This window comes from Streptomyces sp. NPDC000878 (assembly GCF_053599695.1).
The window spans coordinates 15,010-30,980 of sequence record NZ_JBSFMT010000078.1 but is presented as its reverse complement, the minus strand read 5'-3'; the positions used below and the strand labels follow the sequence as shown (position 1 = coordinate 30,980).

Sequence of the window (15,971 nt, the reverse complement as noted above, 5' to 3'; positions counted from 1 at the left end):
AGGAGGCTGTCGGACGATGAGCTGCATCACCGCGTGTGCCCCTCGCCGCCGCGCACGCCGCGAGGAACTCCGGGGACGGCTCGCGCCGCCGAAAGTGATCACGTGCAGGGGCCTGCGGCGCGGGGCGGCGGGGGTGGCGGGGACGGGCCTGGTGTACGGCGGCCTCCTCGCCGTGACCGCGGACGACAACCCGATCTTCGGTACCGGCTGGGTGGGGTCCGCCGCCGAGACCGCCCGTCCGTTCGGGACCGCCGTGACAGCCTGCTGGACGACGTTCGGTGAGGCCACGACCCAGCTCCTGGGCCGCGTCGAGGCCTTCGCCGTCTGGCCCCTGATGGCGCTGGCCCTGCTCTGGCTGGCGTCCCGGAACCAGCCGGTCTATCTGCGCGGCGCCCTCGCGCTGTTCACGTCGAACGCGGCCGGTCTGGCCGTCTTCGCCTCGGTCCAGGGCTTCCCGGCGGACGAAGCGGCCCTCGTCGGTGACTACTTGGCGCTGCCCGGCGTACGGGCGGGCGGGTACGTGCTGATGGCGCTGGCGGTCGTCGCCGTCACGGCAAGGTGCTGGGTACGGGCCTCGGCGACAGCCGTCGCGCTGTTCGCGGGCACGGCGGCGGTGCTGACCCCGGACCAACACATGCTCGGCACCCTGTCGGCCGCGCTCGCGCCGCTTCTCGCGTGGTACGGAATCGCGGCTCTCCAGTCCGGCCGGGCAGCCGGACGCCGACGCGTCGATGCCGTCCCGCACGACACCGTGCCGGAGGCCGGCGTGGTCGCCCTCCGGCTCCGTGCCGAGGCCCCGGCGGAAGAACGGGCCGACGCCGAGCCCGTACCGCTGCCAAGAGCGGGCTGACGGCGGTCACTTCAAGCGCTGACGCTCACCCCTGGACCAGGACGAGGATCCCGCCCGCCAGCAGGAACACCCCGCCCGCGATGGCGATCCCGGCGAGGACGGCCAGGAACGGGGGACGGAGGATCAGCGTCGAGGACGGCCCGGCGGGCGCGCTCAGCTGCCGTCGGCGGACTCCAAGCGCCCGGACACCGGCGTACACACCGATGAGGCCCAGGATCAGATACGGCACGGGTCAGCCCTCCTGGCTGTCGAGCAGGTCCGCGAGCCTGGCGATCACTGTGGTGGGGTCTCCCTCGCAGAGGGACTCGGCGGCGTCGGGGGTCCAGAGCCGGAAGTGCCCTGGCGACTGGAACGCCACCGACGCGAGGATCCTGGAGTCGAACGCGTTCGGCCTGACGAGGAAGTTGCGGTCGATCAGCGGGTAGAACCTGCTGACCGTCGGGTCGTCCGAGGCCAGTTCGACGACCTCCCGGTACAGCTCCGAGGGGCGAGCGCGGACGATCCGCCACTGCGTCTGAAGGGCGTCTCCCCGCTCGTAGGCCAGTTGCAGCTCCGAGAACTCCACGAACGGCCAGCGGGACGCCATCTCCTCCAGCCCGGTACCGGCGAGCCAGGCGAGGGCCGCCCGGGCCACCAGGCCCTTGTCCAGGGTCGCTCCGTGCGCCCATCCCCGGTCGCCCCGGAGGAACGTGAGGATGTAGGTGTCGTCACCGGTGAGCACGGACACCCGTGACCGGCCGTCGGTGACGGAGACGGGCCCCCGTGCGGGGCGTTCCCTCGATGGCGTGAACAGATACGGGGAGTCCGCCCCGAGTTCGGCGTTCAGCGCCGCGACCAGCTCGGCGCCGAACGCGGCGGCGGGGAATTCCGTCATGGGGTGTAGTCCTTCATCTGACTCGTGATGTCCCTGCCGCGCATGAACCACTGGATACCGGACCAGGGACGGGCCTCGTCTATCCACACGTGGTAGAAGATCCGCCACATCTCCCATTCGGTGCCGCGCGCCTTTTCCGGATGCTTCCCGGCCCGCCCGTTGTCCACCGCTTTCTGGAACACCGCTATGGGGTCGGATTCATCGTCGGCCAGATCGCCGAGATCCACAAGAATGTGAATATCCGGGTTCGACAGAGACGCGTTGACCTCGTTCGCCCATTGGGGATAAGCGTCCTCGGCCTCCCCTCGCTTGACCGAATACACCTCGTGGTTGAACGTCATACCGCCTTCCCGCCGGGCCAGCGGCTGCCCGACACTCGCGACGCCCAGCACCACCTTGTCACCGGCCACGGGCGAGACGCCGGTGGGTCCCTCGCCCGGCGTTCTGCACGCGCAGTCGGACGCGTGGTGCGGCTTGCCGCACGTGTTGTGCACCAGCACCGGCACCCCGCCCGCCACCACGTAGTACGTGTGCAGCTCGCGGACGGTCAGGTTGTACCGGTAGGCCGCGCCCGGCGTCGCCCGCACCCCGGTGATCAGGACCCGGTGGCCGTCCTCCGTGGTGAGCGCGTGGCCCGCCGTCAGCTTCCCCGCGGGGACCCAGGTGTGCGTGGTCGCGTCCCGGAAGGGGTGCTTGGACGTGGTGTGCAGGGTCGCCGTACGGCCGTGGCCGAGGTTCACCGTGACGTCGGTCAGGTCCTTGTCGCGGTGGACCAGCGTCGCCACGACCTCGCGGGTGCCGGAGTGTTTGCCGTTCCCGGGGTTGGCCGACTCGACCTTGTCGCCGGTTTTGATCCTGCCGATCGCCTTGGCCCTGCCGTCGGCCATGAGGACGGGCGTGTCCGGCGCGAAGCTGCACTGGCCGCCCTCCTCGGTGCCCGAGTCACCGGTGCCGGGGTCGTCCGAGGACGCTCCCGCCTTCCGTGAGGCCGCCGCCTCCTGCTGGACGTCGGACTTCTTCGGGTTCGCGGCGTTCTCACCGGCCGCGTCCTTCGCGGACTCCTTGCCCGCGCCCGCGTCGGCCGCAGCGTCACCGGAGCCGCCCGAACCGCCGGAGGCGTCGTGCGGGGCGGGTTCCGCCGCTGCCTTGGGCGCCGCGTCGGAACCACCGCCCGCCGGAGGCGACTCCCCCTCCTCCGCGGCGAATCCGCCTCCCCCGGCGCAGCCCATGGCCGCGCAGTCGCCGCCGAACATCCCGGCGACCATTCCGGCGCCCTCGGCCGCGCCGAGCACACAGGCGGGGGCCGCGATGACGGTTCCGGCACAGGCGGAGGCGACGACCACGACGGCCACCACCACGACCACGACTGTGACCACGGTCGCGACGACCGGCAGGGCCTTTTTGAAGTAGTGCCCGGCGCAGCCGAAGAAGCCGTGGCAGCCGCCGTGGTGCTCCTTCTTCTTGCCGCTGGAGGTGCTGGTGTCGGGCTTGCTGGAAGCGGCCTGGCACGCGGATCCGCAGCCACCGCCGCCGTCGGCGACCAGCATCAGCCCGCTCGGGTCCGCCGAGCTGGCCGGGTTGTCGCCCGCGTAGGTGTAGCCGCCCATCTGGTTGGGGTCACCGGGTTCGAAGACCGGGTCGGGGGTGAGGAAGCGGCCGGTGACGGGGTCGTAGTCGCGGGCGCCCAGGAGGTTGAGGCCGGTGGTCGTGTCGGTGGGCTGGCCCAGGAACCCTGCGTTCTCGTCCGGTGCCACCCATGAACTCGGCTTGGTGCCGCGCGGGTTGCCCCAGGGGTCGTAGGAGCGGCGGGTGACGGCCAGGCTGGAGGCGTCGATGGCGGTGACGGCGGTGGCTTGGCCGTTGGCGATCTGGTAGGTCACCGAGCCGCTGCTGGAGCGGGTGACGGTGGTGCCGTCCGGGCCGGTGATGTCGCGCAGTCCGGTCCAGGTCTTGGCGGAGACGTTCAGGGTGATCTGCTCGGCGCCGCCGAAGAGGTAGAGGACGCGGGTCTTGTCGGTGCCGTCGACGGCGGCGGTCTGTTCGAGCAGGTCGCCCTGGGCGTCGTACAGGTACTTGCTGGTGTTGGTGTGGGTGCCGGAGGTCGTGGCGACCGTCGCGGTGCGGCCCTCGGCGTCGTAGGTGAAGGTCTGGCTCTGGCCGGCCGGGATCGCGCCGGTGGCGGCGCCGGTCCAGGTCTGGCCGCTGCCGCCGCAGGTGGCGACGGTCAGCTGGGTGGCGTTGGTGGCGGAGGCGCCGGGGTCGGTCAGGCAGACCGCGCTGTTGGCGTTGTTGACCAGGGTGCCGGTGGCGGTGACCTTCCACTTCTGGGTGGCGTCGGTCTTGCAGGTGTCGATCACCACGAGGGTGCCCGAGGTGGTCGCGTTGCCGGTGGTGTCCAGGCACAGGCCGAGGACCTTCACCGTGCCGTCGGTGCCGACCGTCCACTTCTGGCTGGTGGCCCCGCTGCACGCGTTGATCTGCACCTTGGCGCCGGCGGTCGTGGAGCCGCCCGCGTCCTCGACGCACTTCTTGCCGCCGCCGGAGATCGTGAAGCCGGTGGAGAGCGGGCCGGTGGTGGTGATCTTCCGGCTGATGGTGTCGCCGGCGTTGACGTTGCCGTACGAGGGGTCGGTGTACGTGGACGCGATGCTCGCGGTGCCGGTGCCGGGGTTGCTGAGGGTGGCCGTGCCCGCCTGGTCGGGGAGCGTGGCGGTCGTCGTGCCGTCGGTGCCGGTGTAGGCGATGGTCTGGGTGGTGTTGTTGAGGGCGTTGCCGGTGGTGTCGTGGCCGACGGTGCCGGTGCGGTCGCCGAGTTGGTCGTAGGTGTAGGTCTGCCAGTAGGGGGCGGGCCCGCCCACGGTCGTCGTCTTGACCGGGGATGTGGTGGTGGTCTGCACCCTGGCCGTCGTGCAGCCGCCGACCGCGCCGACCGTGGCGGCGCCCGGGTCGGTGATGCCCGCGGTGTCCGTCCAGGCGGCGGTCAGCCGCTGGAAGGAGTCGTAGGTGAAGCACTGGGTGTCGTGCGTGGTGTTGTTCTGCAGGTCGTCGATCGCGGTGAGTTCGCCGGCCTGGTTGTAGCGCAGGTTGACGACGTCCAGGGCCGTGGTCGACGTCTGGAGCATGCTGCTGGCCTGGGTGACGCGCCCGGTGGTGGCGTCGTACTGGGCGAAGGTCGCCAGCTCCTTGCCGGTGGGCCCGTAGTTGGTCTGCAGGACGCGGCCGAACGCGTCGTGGACGGTGGCGTCCAGGTAGGCGGGCGTGTTGGCGGAGCTGATGAAGCCGCCGATGCCGTCGAGGTTGCCCTGCTGGGTGTAGCCGTAGTCGATGTCCTCGGCGGGCAGGCCGCCGTCCGCCTGGTAGTGCTGGGTGGACAGCAGGCCGACGTTCGGGGTGTAGCGGGACGTGGAGGTGTAGGTCACGGTCCCGGAGGCGGGCGCGCTGGACTGTCCCGCCGCCGCGAAGCCCTCGGCCGCCGGGATCGTCAGGGTGGAACCGAGCGGCTCGTAGGCGGTGTTGTAGCCGGTGACCGCCTGCGTGTACGCCTTGCCCGCCGCGCCGCCGACGTAGCGGGTAGCGGAGGTCTGGTAGCCCTTCTCCAGGGTGTCGTAGACCCGGGACGCGAGCAGCTTGGTCGAGTCCGGGGCGGCGGCCCAGGCGCCGGAGTACTCGGCGGTGGGCCGGTTGTCCCAGTCGTAGGTGAAGGAGAGCGCCTGGCCGCGCGGGTCGGTGGTCTGGAGGAGGTTGCCGGCCAGGTCGTACTTGTCGAACGTGGTGGTACCGGAGTTCGGGTCGGTCTGGGACTTCTTCTGGCCGAGCGAGTTGTACGTGTACGACCAGGCGTTGCCCGCGCTGTCCTTGATCGAGTCGATCTGGCCGGCGGCGGTGTAGGTGTAGCGGGTGGTGGCGTCGGCGGCCGGGACCGCGTTCGCGGTGCCCTGCTTCCACAGCACGGCACCGGCGGAGGAGACGACGGCCGCGGTGGAGTCGTCGCGCACCTGGAAGGTGGCGCCGGTGACGGCCGTCAGCCCGCTGGTCCACAGCTGGGCGACGGCGGTGCTGTAGACGACCAGGTTGCCGTCGGTGCCGAACTTCGCCCAGGCGCCCGGGTTTCCGCTGGTGCCGGAGGACCAGATCGTCTTGCCGGTGGCGAGGGCGGAGAGCACCAGGTTGCCGTCGGCCTGCATGCTCAGCCGGACGCTGTCCGAGGTCAGCGAGGTGCCGGAGGGGATGACCGAGCCGCCCGTCAGGGTGACCGTGGAGCCGGTGTTCTTCACCACCGTGCTGGTGGTCTGGCCGACGGCGTTGCTGAAGGTCGCGGTGGAGCGCCCGCCGGCCGGCGCCGTGGTGTCGACCTCCTCCGCACCGGGGTAGCTGGTGGAGCTGTGCCACTGCTCGACGGCCTGGTGCCAGAGGGTCCCCCGCAGCGGGCGGCCCTGACCGTCGTACGTGGTGGTCGTCTCGGAGGGGATCTGGTTCTCGTTCGCCGCGTACAGCGTGGTCGACGGCAGGTTGTTCGGCTCGGAGTAGGCGGAGTAGGACGCGGTCTGCCAGCCGTGCGAGTCGTAGAACGTGTCCGAGATGATCCGGCCCGAGTCCGAGTCGCCCATCGCGGTGGACTGGGTCTGCCTCGGCTGGAGCATGCCGTCGTAGATCGTGATCGAGGTGGCGTACGTGCCGTCCTCGCGCAGTGTCTTCGAGGTGACCGAGGTCGGCGCGCCGGGCTGGGTGACCGTGTCGCCGGGGGCGGGGACGGCGCCGGGGTCGATCGAGTAGGCGAAGGTCTCGTCGGCGCTCTGGCCCGCCGACTTGTCCCGGCCGGGCAGCCAGACGGCGGTGCGCCGGCCGAGCGCGTCGTAGGTCATGTCCGTGGTGCGGCCGTTGGCGTCGACGCTCTCCAGCGGCAGTCCGCGCAGCGCGTCGAGGGTCGAACTCACCTTCCAGCCCTGGCTGTTCACGGAGGACTTGGCGGTCGCGTTGGTGTTGTTCCCGGAGTCGGTCCAGTCCGGGTCGAAGTCGGTGTGGGTCTTCTGCCCGGTGGCGTCGTAGGCGTCGGTGACCCGGCCGGCGCCGTCGTAGTCCATGGCGGACGTCGTCTGCCAGTTCTCCGTGGTGCCGGTGAAGCCGGTGGCGGTCTGGGTGCCGGTGACCTGCCCGGCGGCGGTGACCTGGCCGAAGGTGCCCAGGCCGGTGAGGGTGCCGTCACCGGCGTAGAAGATCTTCTGGTCCGTCAGCAGGCTGCTCGCGCCGAGCGCGGTGTCACAGGCGCCGACGACGGTGGTGACCCGGTCCGCGTAGGACAGCATCATCGCGTTCGACGCGGGCGGGGTCGCGTAGGTGGTGGTCGCGCACTTCTCCTGCTTGGGGTCGGTGCCGTCGCCGTGCCCGTTGACGGTGGAGACGCGGCCCTGGCCGTCGTACGAGGTGTCGGTGCTGGTGTGCCGCCAACTGCCGTTCGCCAGGCGCTCGTACTCCACGGAGCTGCTGGCCTGGATCCGGTGTGCGGTGAGGTCGGGCAGGGTGGACAGGGCCGGTTCGGTGTCGCCGGGGTTGTCCTCCTGGGTCCAGTCGGTCCAGGGGGTCTGGTTGGCGGAGGCGGTGGTGGTGAAGGTGAACGGGCCGTTGACGCTGACCGCGTCGACCGTGCCGCCGGCCGCCGTGTAGGTGTCGTCCTGGAGGGTCGTGCCGGCCAGTTGGTCGGCGTCGGGGACGCTCAGGACGGTGCTGCCGCCGACCTTGGCGTCGACGGTGACGGAGCGGCGGGTGCCGTCGGCCTTGTAGTCGCCGTCCATGCCCTGGAGGTAGGTCGTGGTCTGCTGGGTGACGGGCTCGGGCGCCTGCCCGGTCTGCACGGTGACTGTGCGGAAGCCGCGGAACTGGTCCCAGGTCCGGTACCGGTCGTCGGTCTGCGCCGAGTCGTCGCGGTGCCAGGCTGGACCGGCGTAGCTGTAGCGGGAGACCTGGGTCTCGGAGCCCGCCGGGTTGTTCTGGGCGTCCGGCTTGTACTGGCCGGCGATGGTCAGGTCGGACACGGCCACGCTGTTGACGGTGACCTTGTTGAACCAGTCCGCGATCGGCTTGGAGGCGCCGGGGACGGTCCAGTAGACGGGGTAGCAGGAGTCGGTGTTGCTGTCCGCGTGCGCGATCGACAGCGACTTGCCCGCGCAGGGCGCCGAGTTGTACTCGACGGCGATCGACTCACCGGTCTCGGTCTGGACGCTCGATATGCGCGGCCGGTACAGCGGCGGGGCGGACGGGGTGTCGTCGTTCACCCGGTTGTCGATCTCGGTGCCGGTGAAGGAGACCTGGTTCAGCGCGATGTCGCTGTTGCCGTTGCCGTAGGTGTCCTTGCCGGTGTGCCGGACGGACTGGAGCCACATCACGGCCTGCAGCGAGCCCGCGTCCTTCGGGTCGACGGAGGTGCCGGTCACCGGGTCGACCGTGCCGCCCGCGTCCGAGTACACCTGCCCCAGCTGGTAGGAGTCGACCGCGGTGAGCTGGTCGGTGGCCTTCACATGGACCTTGGTGGTGATGGCGGCCAGCCGGGTGGTGGACCAGAAGCTGGGCCCGGACGTGACGCACACGTCGGCGGGGACCGTGGTGGCCCCGTCCGGCAGCTTGGTCTTGTCCGTGGAGTCGCAGTGCAGGTCCCACGGCACGTCCGGCCAGTGGGTCGCGGTCGAGTCCTTCAGATTGCCGGCCGAGCAGTCGGTGAACGTGGACGTGGTCTGGCAGCGCTGGGCGAGCCCGAAGTCCACCTCGGCGGCCGGGGTGCGCCCGGCCTGCTCGTCGGCCAGCTTGTAGCCGTACGAGATCAGGGTCAGCGCGCCGCCCCGGGTGTACGAGGTCAGCGTGCCGGTGTCGTCGGGGTCGTCGCTCTCGCCCGCCTGACCGCCGCCCAGGTCGTAGTAGTCGGACTCGGTCGTGTAGTCGTAGCGCTGCACGAATCCGGTCGGCGCCACCACGAAGTCGAGGTTCCAGCGCCACCCCTCCGGCTTGTCGCACTGGGACGCCTTGCCCTTGGCGCTCGTGTAGCAGGGGTCGGAGGAGCGCGGGTGCAGCACCGGCACGCCCCAGGCGGAGTGCGTCGAGTCGTCGCCGGGGTTCGTGGGCATGGTCGCCCCGGTGCCCGGACCGCTCGGCGAGTGGTCGGCGCCGAAGTAGGCGGCGGTGCCGTCGGTGGTCAGGACCCGGTAGTAGACACCGTCGTGCAGGCCGTTGGCCGCGCCGGACAGCTCCTGTACGAGGGTGCCGTCGTCGCCCTGGAGGCGCCACTGCTTGATCTCGCCGGCCACGGTCGGGTCGACCCCGTCGGGGACCAGGACACCGGAGTGCGAGCCGAAGGACAGCGTGGCGTTGTCGCCGCCCCAGCACTCGTCACCCGAGCCCTTGAGGATCTTCTTGCCGTCGGAGTCCAGGAGCGAGCCGCAGCTGCGGTAGCCCCGCTCCACGAAGCCGACCTGGTAGCTCCAGCCGTCACCGGCCCAGGACGCCTGGGAGTTACGGGCGGTGGTCTCGCCGTCCACCGACTGGGAGTCGTAACTCAGGCCCACCGAGGGGGCGTTGCCGCCGATCGCGGCGGGCACGGAGACCGGGTAGGCGTAGGTGAAGGAGCCGGTGGCGGAGGCCTGCCAGGTGCTGGCGGCGGAGAGGGTGGTGGCCCCGAAGTCACCCTGGGAGCCGGAGGTTCCGGAGGTGACGGCCAGTGCGGTGGTGTCGGCGGTGGTGGTCGCGGTCAGGGGCTCGGTGCGGGCCGACATGGCGGTCGGGCCGTCGGTGGCGGCTGTGCTGTTGGTGGCGGCTGGGGCCTCCGTGCCGCCCGTCTGTCCCGGAGTGACGGCCTTCTGGTCCGGAGTGACGGCTTTCTGCTCCGGCTTGTCCGTCTTCTGTCCCGGCTTGTCGGCCTTCTGGTCGGGATCGGTCGCGGGTGCGGGGTCGGCTGCCGCACCCAGGGTGACGGTCGCCGTCAGCTGGTCGGCGGCAGGGCGGTTGGTGAACTTCAGCGGGGTGCGCTTCTGGCACTCCGCCCGTTCCGGGGTGGTCAGCGCGCAGCCCGGCAACTGGACCAGCTGGAGCCGTGAACCGTAGCCGCCGCCGTACGCCTTCGCTATCGCCGCGTAGTCGACGACCACCTTCACCCGGCCGGAGGCGGTCGCGCCGGACGGGGTGATGCCGAGCAGCATGCCGTTGGCGCCGCTCTTCAGCGTCTGGGCATGGGACGCGGTCTGCACGCTGACCGCCGGGACAGCGGTCCCGTCGTCGGCGGGGGCAACCCACACGGGCAGGGCGCCCGCCTTGACGGGCTTGGCCGCGCCGGCGGTCGCGAGGGCGACGGTGGCGGTGCCCGGCTTCGGCCACTGCGGGGCCGCCGCCCGGTAAGTGCCCAGCGGCCTGTACCCCTTGGGGTGCGCCGGGGTCTTCTGCCGCAGGGCGTGCGCTCCCACGGCCCGGGTGGTGTCGACGGCCTTGGCGGCCTTCGGCTTCCACACCGTGCCGTCGAACGAGAAGCCGCCGTGGTGCCCGAAGTCCGGGTCGTCCGAGTGGCCGGCGAGGAAGCCGGGGGTGCCGAATCCGCCGGCGACCGCCACCGGCAGCAGCAGGGCGAACAGGGCTACGGGAATGGCCCAGAGGCCCAGCCCGCCAAGGAATCTTCGGTGCCACACACCCGCGAACCAGCGCCGTCCAGCACTCACACGTACCCCCCGGAGCACGACCCTGAAGGGCCGTCATTTCGTCACCGCACACGTGTGAGTGATCGACCGGAGGCTAAATACGGCCATGATCGCGACTCAAGACCCTTTGCCAATTCCGTGAAAAGACCGTGCTTCAACTTGGCAGACCATGTGTAGTTTCTGTACCGGATTTGATCACTGCTCCGTGGCTACCGGGCTTTCCCCCACCCCGATGCCCGCAATCGAAGGAAGCCCGCCACGTGTTGAGATCTACCGGCCTTTCCGAAGCACCGATAGGAACCCGCCAAAGACGCGCCGCTCCGGTGCGCCGACTCGCTCTGTTCGCCGCCGCTCTCGGCCTGTTGGCGGCCCTCCCGGTCCTGCCGGCCGTCGCCGACGGCTCCTCGGCCACCACCCCGGCCGACCCGCTGCTGGCCGCACAGGCGCAGGCCGTGTCGAGCGGCAGATCCGTCCCCGTGGACGCGCTGACCACGGAGGTCTCCACCACCGAGGCCCTGCCGGACGGCACCTTCAGCAACACCACCAGCGCGCTGCCGACCCGGGTGCTGAAGGACGGCGACTGGGTCCCGGTGGACTCCGGCCTGGTCGCCGACGGCCACGGCGGCTACGCGCCCGCGGCCACCCCGAACGGCGTGACGCTCTCCGGCGGCGGCGACGGCCCGCTGGTCACCCTGACCCACGCCGACGGGCCGAGCATGGCCCTGAGTCTGCCGTTCACGCTGCCGAAGCCGCGCGTCGACGGCGACACCGCGCTGTACTCCTCGGTGCTCCCGGGCGTCGACCTGTCGGTGTCCGTCACCGACCAGGGCGGTTTCAGCGACGTCCTGATCGTGCACGACGCCGAGGCCGCCGCGAACCCGGAGCTGAAGAAGCTCACCCTGGCCACCGCCACCCACGGTCTCACCCTGGCCACCACCGGCTCCGACACCCTGAACGCCACCGCGACCGACGGCGACCTCGCCTACACCAGTCCCCAGCCGCTGATGTGGGACTCCGCCACCGCGCCCGTCGCGGCCCAGCAGACCGGCCCGACCCCGGGCCCGGCCTCCTCCGTGGACGGCCCCGGCCCCGGCGCCGACACCGAACCGGTCGCGATGACCGCCACGAGCGGTGCCGTCACACTGACCCCGGACGCCGGCATGCTCAGCGACCCGGACACCACGTACCCGGTGTACATCGACCCGTACACCAACCCGGTCTCCTCCACCGCCGGGCACTACACCGAGGTCTACTCCAGCTCGACCTGCGACGACTCACCGCAGTACGACAAGGCGCAGACCAACGGCCAGGGCGTCGGCTACCAACGGTGGGGCGGTGCCTGCGGGGTGGGCCTGGAACGGTCGTACTGGGCGATCAACACCAGCGGGCTGCACCCGGCGTTCGTCGTCTACGACGCCTTCGTGAAGATCTCCACGACGTACGCGGCCAGCTACGACTGTTCCCAGAACCAGCCGCTGACCCTGCACACCACGAACGCGATCTCCTCCGGCACGGACTGGCTGTCGAGGCCCGGTGTCCACGACAGCGCCTTCCCGCCGGCCACCGACACCGTGCCCAGTGGCGCCAACTCCGGCAGCTCGTGCAGCAACAGCACCGCCACCTTCCATGTCACCGACGGGGCGCAGAAGATCGCCGACCAGGACGGCGACGGCTACGACGCCGACGGCACCTTCGGCGCGGGCTCCAACACCTGGACCGTCGGTCTGTACGGCAACGAGTCGCAGACCTCCGGCAACACCGACTACCTGCGCATGTCGACGACCCTGACGCTCACCACCCGGTTCGACATCCCGCCCGCCGTGCCGACCGACCTGCACATCACCCCGGCCGCCGCCGGTGCCTCGGCCGCCTGCACGACCAGCGGGGTGGGCTGGATCGGCGCGACGACCTACTCGGACGCGGGCAGCAACATCACCCTGCACTCCACCGTCACCACCCAGATGTCCGGCGAGAACGTCAAGGCGCACTACCACGTCTGGGACCGCACGGTCGATCCGGACGGCGACGGCAGTGGCGCCGACGTGTCGACCCCGGCCAGCGCCTTCCTCGACTCGGGTACCGACGCGGCGGTGAAGATCGGCGCCACCCTGAAGGACGGCCACCAGTACGGCTGGGACGTCTACGCGGAGGACGACTCGTCCTCCGACCTCAAGTCCCCGATCTCCGACCACTGCTGGTTCTCCACCGACTTCACCGCGCCGCCGACGCCGGAGGTGACCGGCAACTCCTTCTTCCCGTCGGTGGGTTCAGGCCCCGCGGCCACCCCGCCGGTCTACGCGGGCCCCGGCAGGACCACGGACTTCACGGTGGCCGGCGCCGACAGCCCGGCCGCCGACACCACCTGCGACCCCGGCCCCTGCAAGTCCAGCGGCATGGCGTCCTTCCTGTGGCAGCTCGACTCGGCGCCCACCGCCGCCGACGGCCAGAGCGCCGCAATCACCGGCACCGACAGCCAGGGCAGGTCCGTCGCCACCATCCCCGTCCCGATCCAGGACTGGGGGGTGCACACCCTGTACGTGGCCGGTGTCGACAAGGCCGGCAACATCTCCACCGCCCCCGCCGGCTACACCTTCACCGTCCCCTGGAACCCGGCCACGCCCGTCAAGCCCGGTGACATCTCCGGCGACGGCGTGCCCGACCTGCTCGCCACGACCAAGACCGGCGATCTCGACCTGGTCCCGGGCAACCTCGACCCCGCCCAGGCGGCCGACCCGGTGCAGAGCGGCCCGGTCACCGGTACCCCGCCCGCGGTCACCGGCCCGGTCACCGTCGCCACCAAGGCCGACTCGCCCGACGGCACCGGCTGGGACAGCTACCTCATCGCCCACCGGGGCAACCTGCACGGCACGACCGTGGACGACCTGTTCGCGTACAAGAGCGGCAAGTTCTACGTGATCAAGAACGACCAGGACCCGGTCGACGACGCGTCCTTCCCGCGCTCCCCGTACTCCACGTTCGGCGGCTTCATCGGCCGACGGTTCGACGTCGTCTCCAAGGACGCCTGCGCGCCGGCCGACGTCGTGGCGGACGCGACGCGCTGCCGCTCCACCGACTACGACGACCAGACCTGGAACGTCAGCCAGCTGATCACGCCGGGCAACGTCTTCGGCAACACCAACGACTACCCGGCCGTCATCACCGTCGAGAACAAGGAGCTGTGGATCTACCAGTCCGACGGCGGCCAGCACCTGAAGAACCCGCTCCTGCTCGGCGACGGCGACTAGACCGGCCAGACCCTGATCGCCGCAGGCACCGCCAACGGCAAGCCGGTCCTGTGGTCCCGTGACAACGCGACGGGCGCCCTGTACAGCTACCCGATCACGGTCGACGCCACGACCCTCGTCCCCGCCCTGCTGCACCCCACCACGCACACCGGCCTGGGGCTCACCCTGCCCCCGGCCGCCTACCCCCGTATCGCCTCGCCCGGCGACATCAACAGCCCCATCCAGCCGGGCGCGACCAGCGCGGGCGGCCCCGACGGCCTGCCCGACCTCTACACCGTGGACGCCACCGGCCAGCTCGTCGAGTACAACTACCGCCAGAGCCTCGTCCTGACCTCTCCGCCCACGTACGGCTTCGGCGCACCGGTCTCCCTGGGCTCGGTCTCGGACACCGCCACGCACTGGTGGAAGCTCGCCGAGGGCGCAGGGGCCAGCACGGCCGACGCCACCGGCTCCCTCACCGCGGGCCTGTCCGGCGGCTACACCTGGACCACGGACTCCACCCGGGGCAGCTCCGTCACCCTGAACGGCACCACGGGGTACGCCGCGGCGACGGCCCCCGCCGTGGACACCTCCAAGAGCTTCACCGTCTCCGCGTGGGTGAAGCTCAACTCCCTGACCGCCAACAGCACCTTCCTCTCCCAGAACGGCGCCGTGAACAACGGCTTCCAGCTGTACTACTCCTCCGGTTCCGGGGCCTGGGCCTTCGGCCGGCACAGCACCGACGCGACCGGCGCCGTCTGGCGGGCCGCCTACGGCAGCAAGGCCACCGCCGGCAAGTGGACACACCTGGTGGGCGTGTACGAGGCCACGGCCAAGGAACTGCGCCTGTACGTCGACGGAAAGCTCACCGGCTCCAGGGACTGGACCTACACCCCCTGGAACGCCACGGGCCCGGTCCAGATCGGCCGCAAGCTCTCCTCCGGCGTCTACGGCGAGTTCGCCAACGCGGCGATCAGCGGCATCCGTACCTACCCCACCGCCCTGCCCCCGGCCGACGCGTCGGCCACCGGCGACACCCCGAAGGTGACCCAGCTGGACTGACCACCACGACCACCACCGCACAGAAACCCCTGGCAGGGGATTCACCGGACCCCTGGCTGTGTTCCCTCTCCTGGAGGCTCAGGGGCGGCTGAAAGTGATGCAGGCGGGCCTCGGTACGGGTACGGACGTGCCGGTGTCCGTGAGCTGGCCCGACCGTGGGTCGACGCCGAAGAGGTTCACCGTGCTGCTCGCCTGGTTCGCGACGAACAGCCATTTCCCGCTGGGGTGAAAGGAGAAGCTCCACGGGGTGAGTCCCGCACAGGGAATGCGCTGGACCAGCGTGAGCAGGCCGGTCGCTCGGTCCGTCGAGAAGACGACCAGGGTGTTCTCGCCTCGGTTGGAGGTGTAGACGAAGCGGCCGTCACGGCTGATGGCCAGTTCGGCGGCGCTCGTGGTGCCGGTGTGTCCGGGCGCGTCGGTCGACAGGTGCTGGAGATGGGTCAGGACGCCGTCTTCGGGGCTCCATCGCAGGGCTTGGATGTCCGCGGTCAGTTCGTTCAAGAGGTAGACGATCCTGCCGCTCGGGTGGAAGACCACGCGCCGTGGCCCCGACCCCGGCGCCGTCGCGTAGGCACTCGGGCCGTCGGACAGGGTTTGCGTGGCCCGGTCGAAGCGGTGGACGAAGACCCGGTCGGCGCCGAGGTCAGGGACCAGCGCGAACCTGCCGCTCGGGTCGATGACCACGTGGTGAGCGTGCGGGCCTGTCTGGCGCGGGTGGGGGCCGGAACCGGTGTCCTGCACCCGGGACACCACGGCGCCGGGTCCGCCGTCCCCGCCGATCGGCACGGAGACGACGGTGCCGGCCGCGAAGTCCGCGGCCAGCAGCGTCTTCGACCGGACGTCGACCCCGATGTACGACAGTCCGCCGTTGGCCGGTGTCGCCTGTGTCGCGATCTCGCCGAACTGTTCAAGCGCGCCGGTGGCCCTGTCGACGCGGAAGGCGCGGACGGTCCCGCCGGATTCACCGCCGGTGGCGTACAGGACCGCCTTCCTCGGGTGGGCGGCCATCCAGTTCGAGCCGGTCTGCGCCACGGGCCCGACCGACGTCAGGGTCGCGTCGGACGGGTCGAACCGCAGCGCGTGCACCTGGCCGAGGGTCCAGCTGCCGACGTGGAGGAGGTCGACCGCCCTGCCCGGCGCGGCCTCGGCCGGCGCGGCGGACAACAGCGGCACTCCCGCCGCGGCGGACGCCGCCATGGCCCCCAGCAGCGTTCTGCGGGACGGTGTCCGGGATCTTGAGTCGTCGTTCATCGAGCGGGTCTCTCCGTCTCTGGGCGTCACACCTCGACGGC

At 71.1% G+C, this 15,971-nt stretch carries 7 protein-coding genes; 3 read left to right on the top strand and 4 right to left on the bottom strand.

All coding sequences use genetic code 11. The features are described from left to right. Positions 1 to 16: 16 nt before the first annotated feature. Positions 17 to 850, top strand: a complete 834-nt coding sequence (locus ACWDR4_RS41690) for a hypothetical protein (protein ID WP_450416340.1) — start codon at positions 17 to 19, stop codon at positions 848 to 850. A gap of 25 nt (positions 851 to 875) precedes the next feature. On the opposite strand, the gene ACWDR4_RS41685 is transcribed toward ACWDR4_RS41690, so the two are convergent. From ACWDR4_RS41685 to ACWDR4_RS41675, 3 genes are read right to left on the bottom strand one after another with little or no spacing between them, the layout of a single operon-like run. After that, positions 876 to 1,079: a hypothetical protein gene (locus ACWDR4_RS41685; protein WP_450416339.1), complete on the bottom strand. Its 204-nt coding sequence runs from the start codon at positions 1,077 to 1,079 to the stop codon at positions 876 to 878. A 3-nt stretch (positions 1,080 to 1,082) separates the two neighbouring features. Then, positions 1,083 to 1,724, bottom strand: a complete 642-nt coding sequence (locus tag ACWDR4_RS41680; protein ID WP_450416338.1) for a hypothetical protein — start codon at positions 1,722 to 1,724, stop codon at positions 1,083 to 1,085. Continuing rightward, positions 1,721 to 10,414, bottom strand: a complete 8,694-nt coding sequence (locus ACWDR4_RS41675; RefSeq protein WP_450416337.1) for a ricin-type beta-trefoil lectin domain protein — start codon at positions 10,412 to 10,414, stop codon at positions 1,721 to 1,723. Before ACWDR4_RS41675 ends, ACWDR4_RS41680 begins: the two co-directional genes overlap by 4 nt. A 302-nt stretch (positions 10,415 to 10,716) precedes the next feature. Here ACWDR4_RS41675 and ACWDR4_RS41670 point away from each other — a divergent pair, with 302 nt between their 5' ends. Continuing rightward, positions 10,717 to 13,638 (top strand): hypothetical protein, encoded by a 2,922-nt coding sequence (locus ACWDR4_RS41670; RefSeq protein ID WP_450416335.1) that lies wholly within the window; start codon positions 10,717 to 10,719, stop codon positions 13,636 to 13,638. A 276-nt stretch (positions 13,639 to 13,914) separates the two neighbouring features. After that, positions 13,915 to 14,679, top strand: a complete 765-nt coding sequence (locus ACWDR4_RS41665; RefSeq protein ID WP_450416333.1) for a LamG domain-containing protein — start codon at positions 13,915 to 13,917, stop codon at positions 14,677 to 14,679. A gap of 78 nt (positions 14,680 to 14,757) precedes the next feature. Here ACWDR4_RS41665 and ACWDR4_RS41660 read toward each other — a convergent pair whose 3' ends face one another. Then, positions 14,758 to 15,930, bottom strand: coding sequence for a lactonase family protein (locus ACWDR4_RS41660; protein ID WP_450416331.1), 1,173 nt, complete (start codon positions 15,928 to 15,930; stop codon positions 14,758 to 14,760). Positions 15,931 to 15,971 lie beyond the last annotated feature (41 nt).

Bases quoted from the DNA above. Each gene is read 5' to 3' on its own strand.
- ACWDR4_RS41690 (WP_450416340.1), top strand. From the start codon at position 17: ATGAGCTGCATCACCGCGTGTGCCCCTCGCCGCCGCGCACGCCGCGAG.
- ACWDR4_RS41680 (WP_450416338.1), bottom strand. From the start codon at position 1,724: ATGACGGAATTCCCCGCCGCCGCGTTCGGCGCCGAGCTGGTCGCGGCG.
- ACWDR4_RS41660 (WP_450416331.1), bottom strand. From the start codon at position 15,930: ATGAACGACGACTCAAGATCCCGGACACCGTCCCGCAGAACGCTGCTG.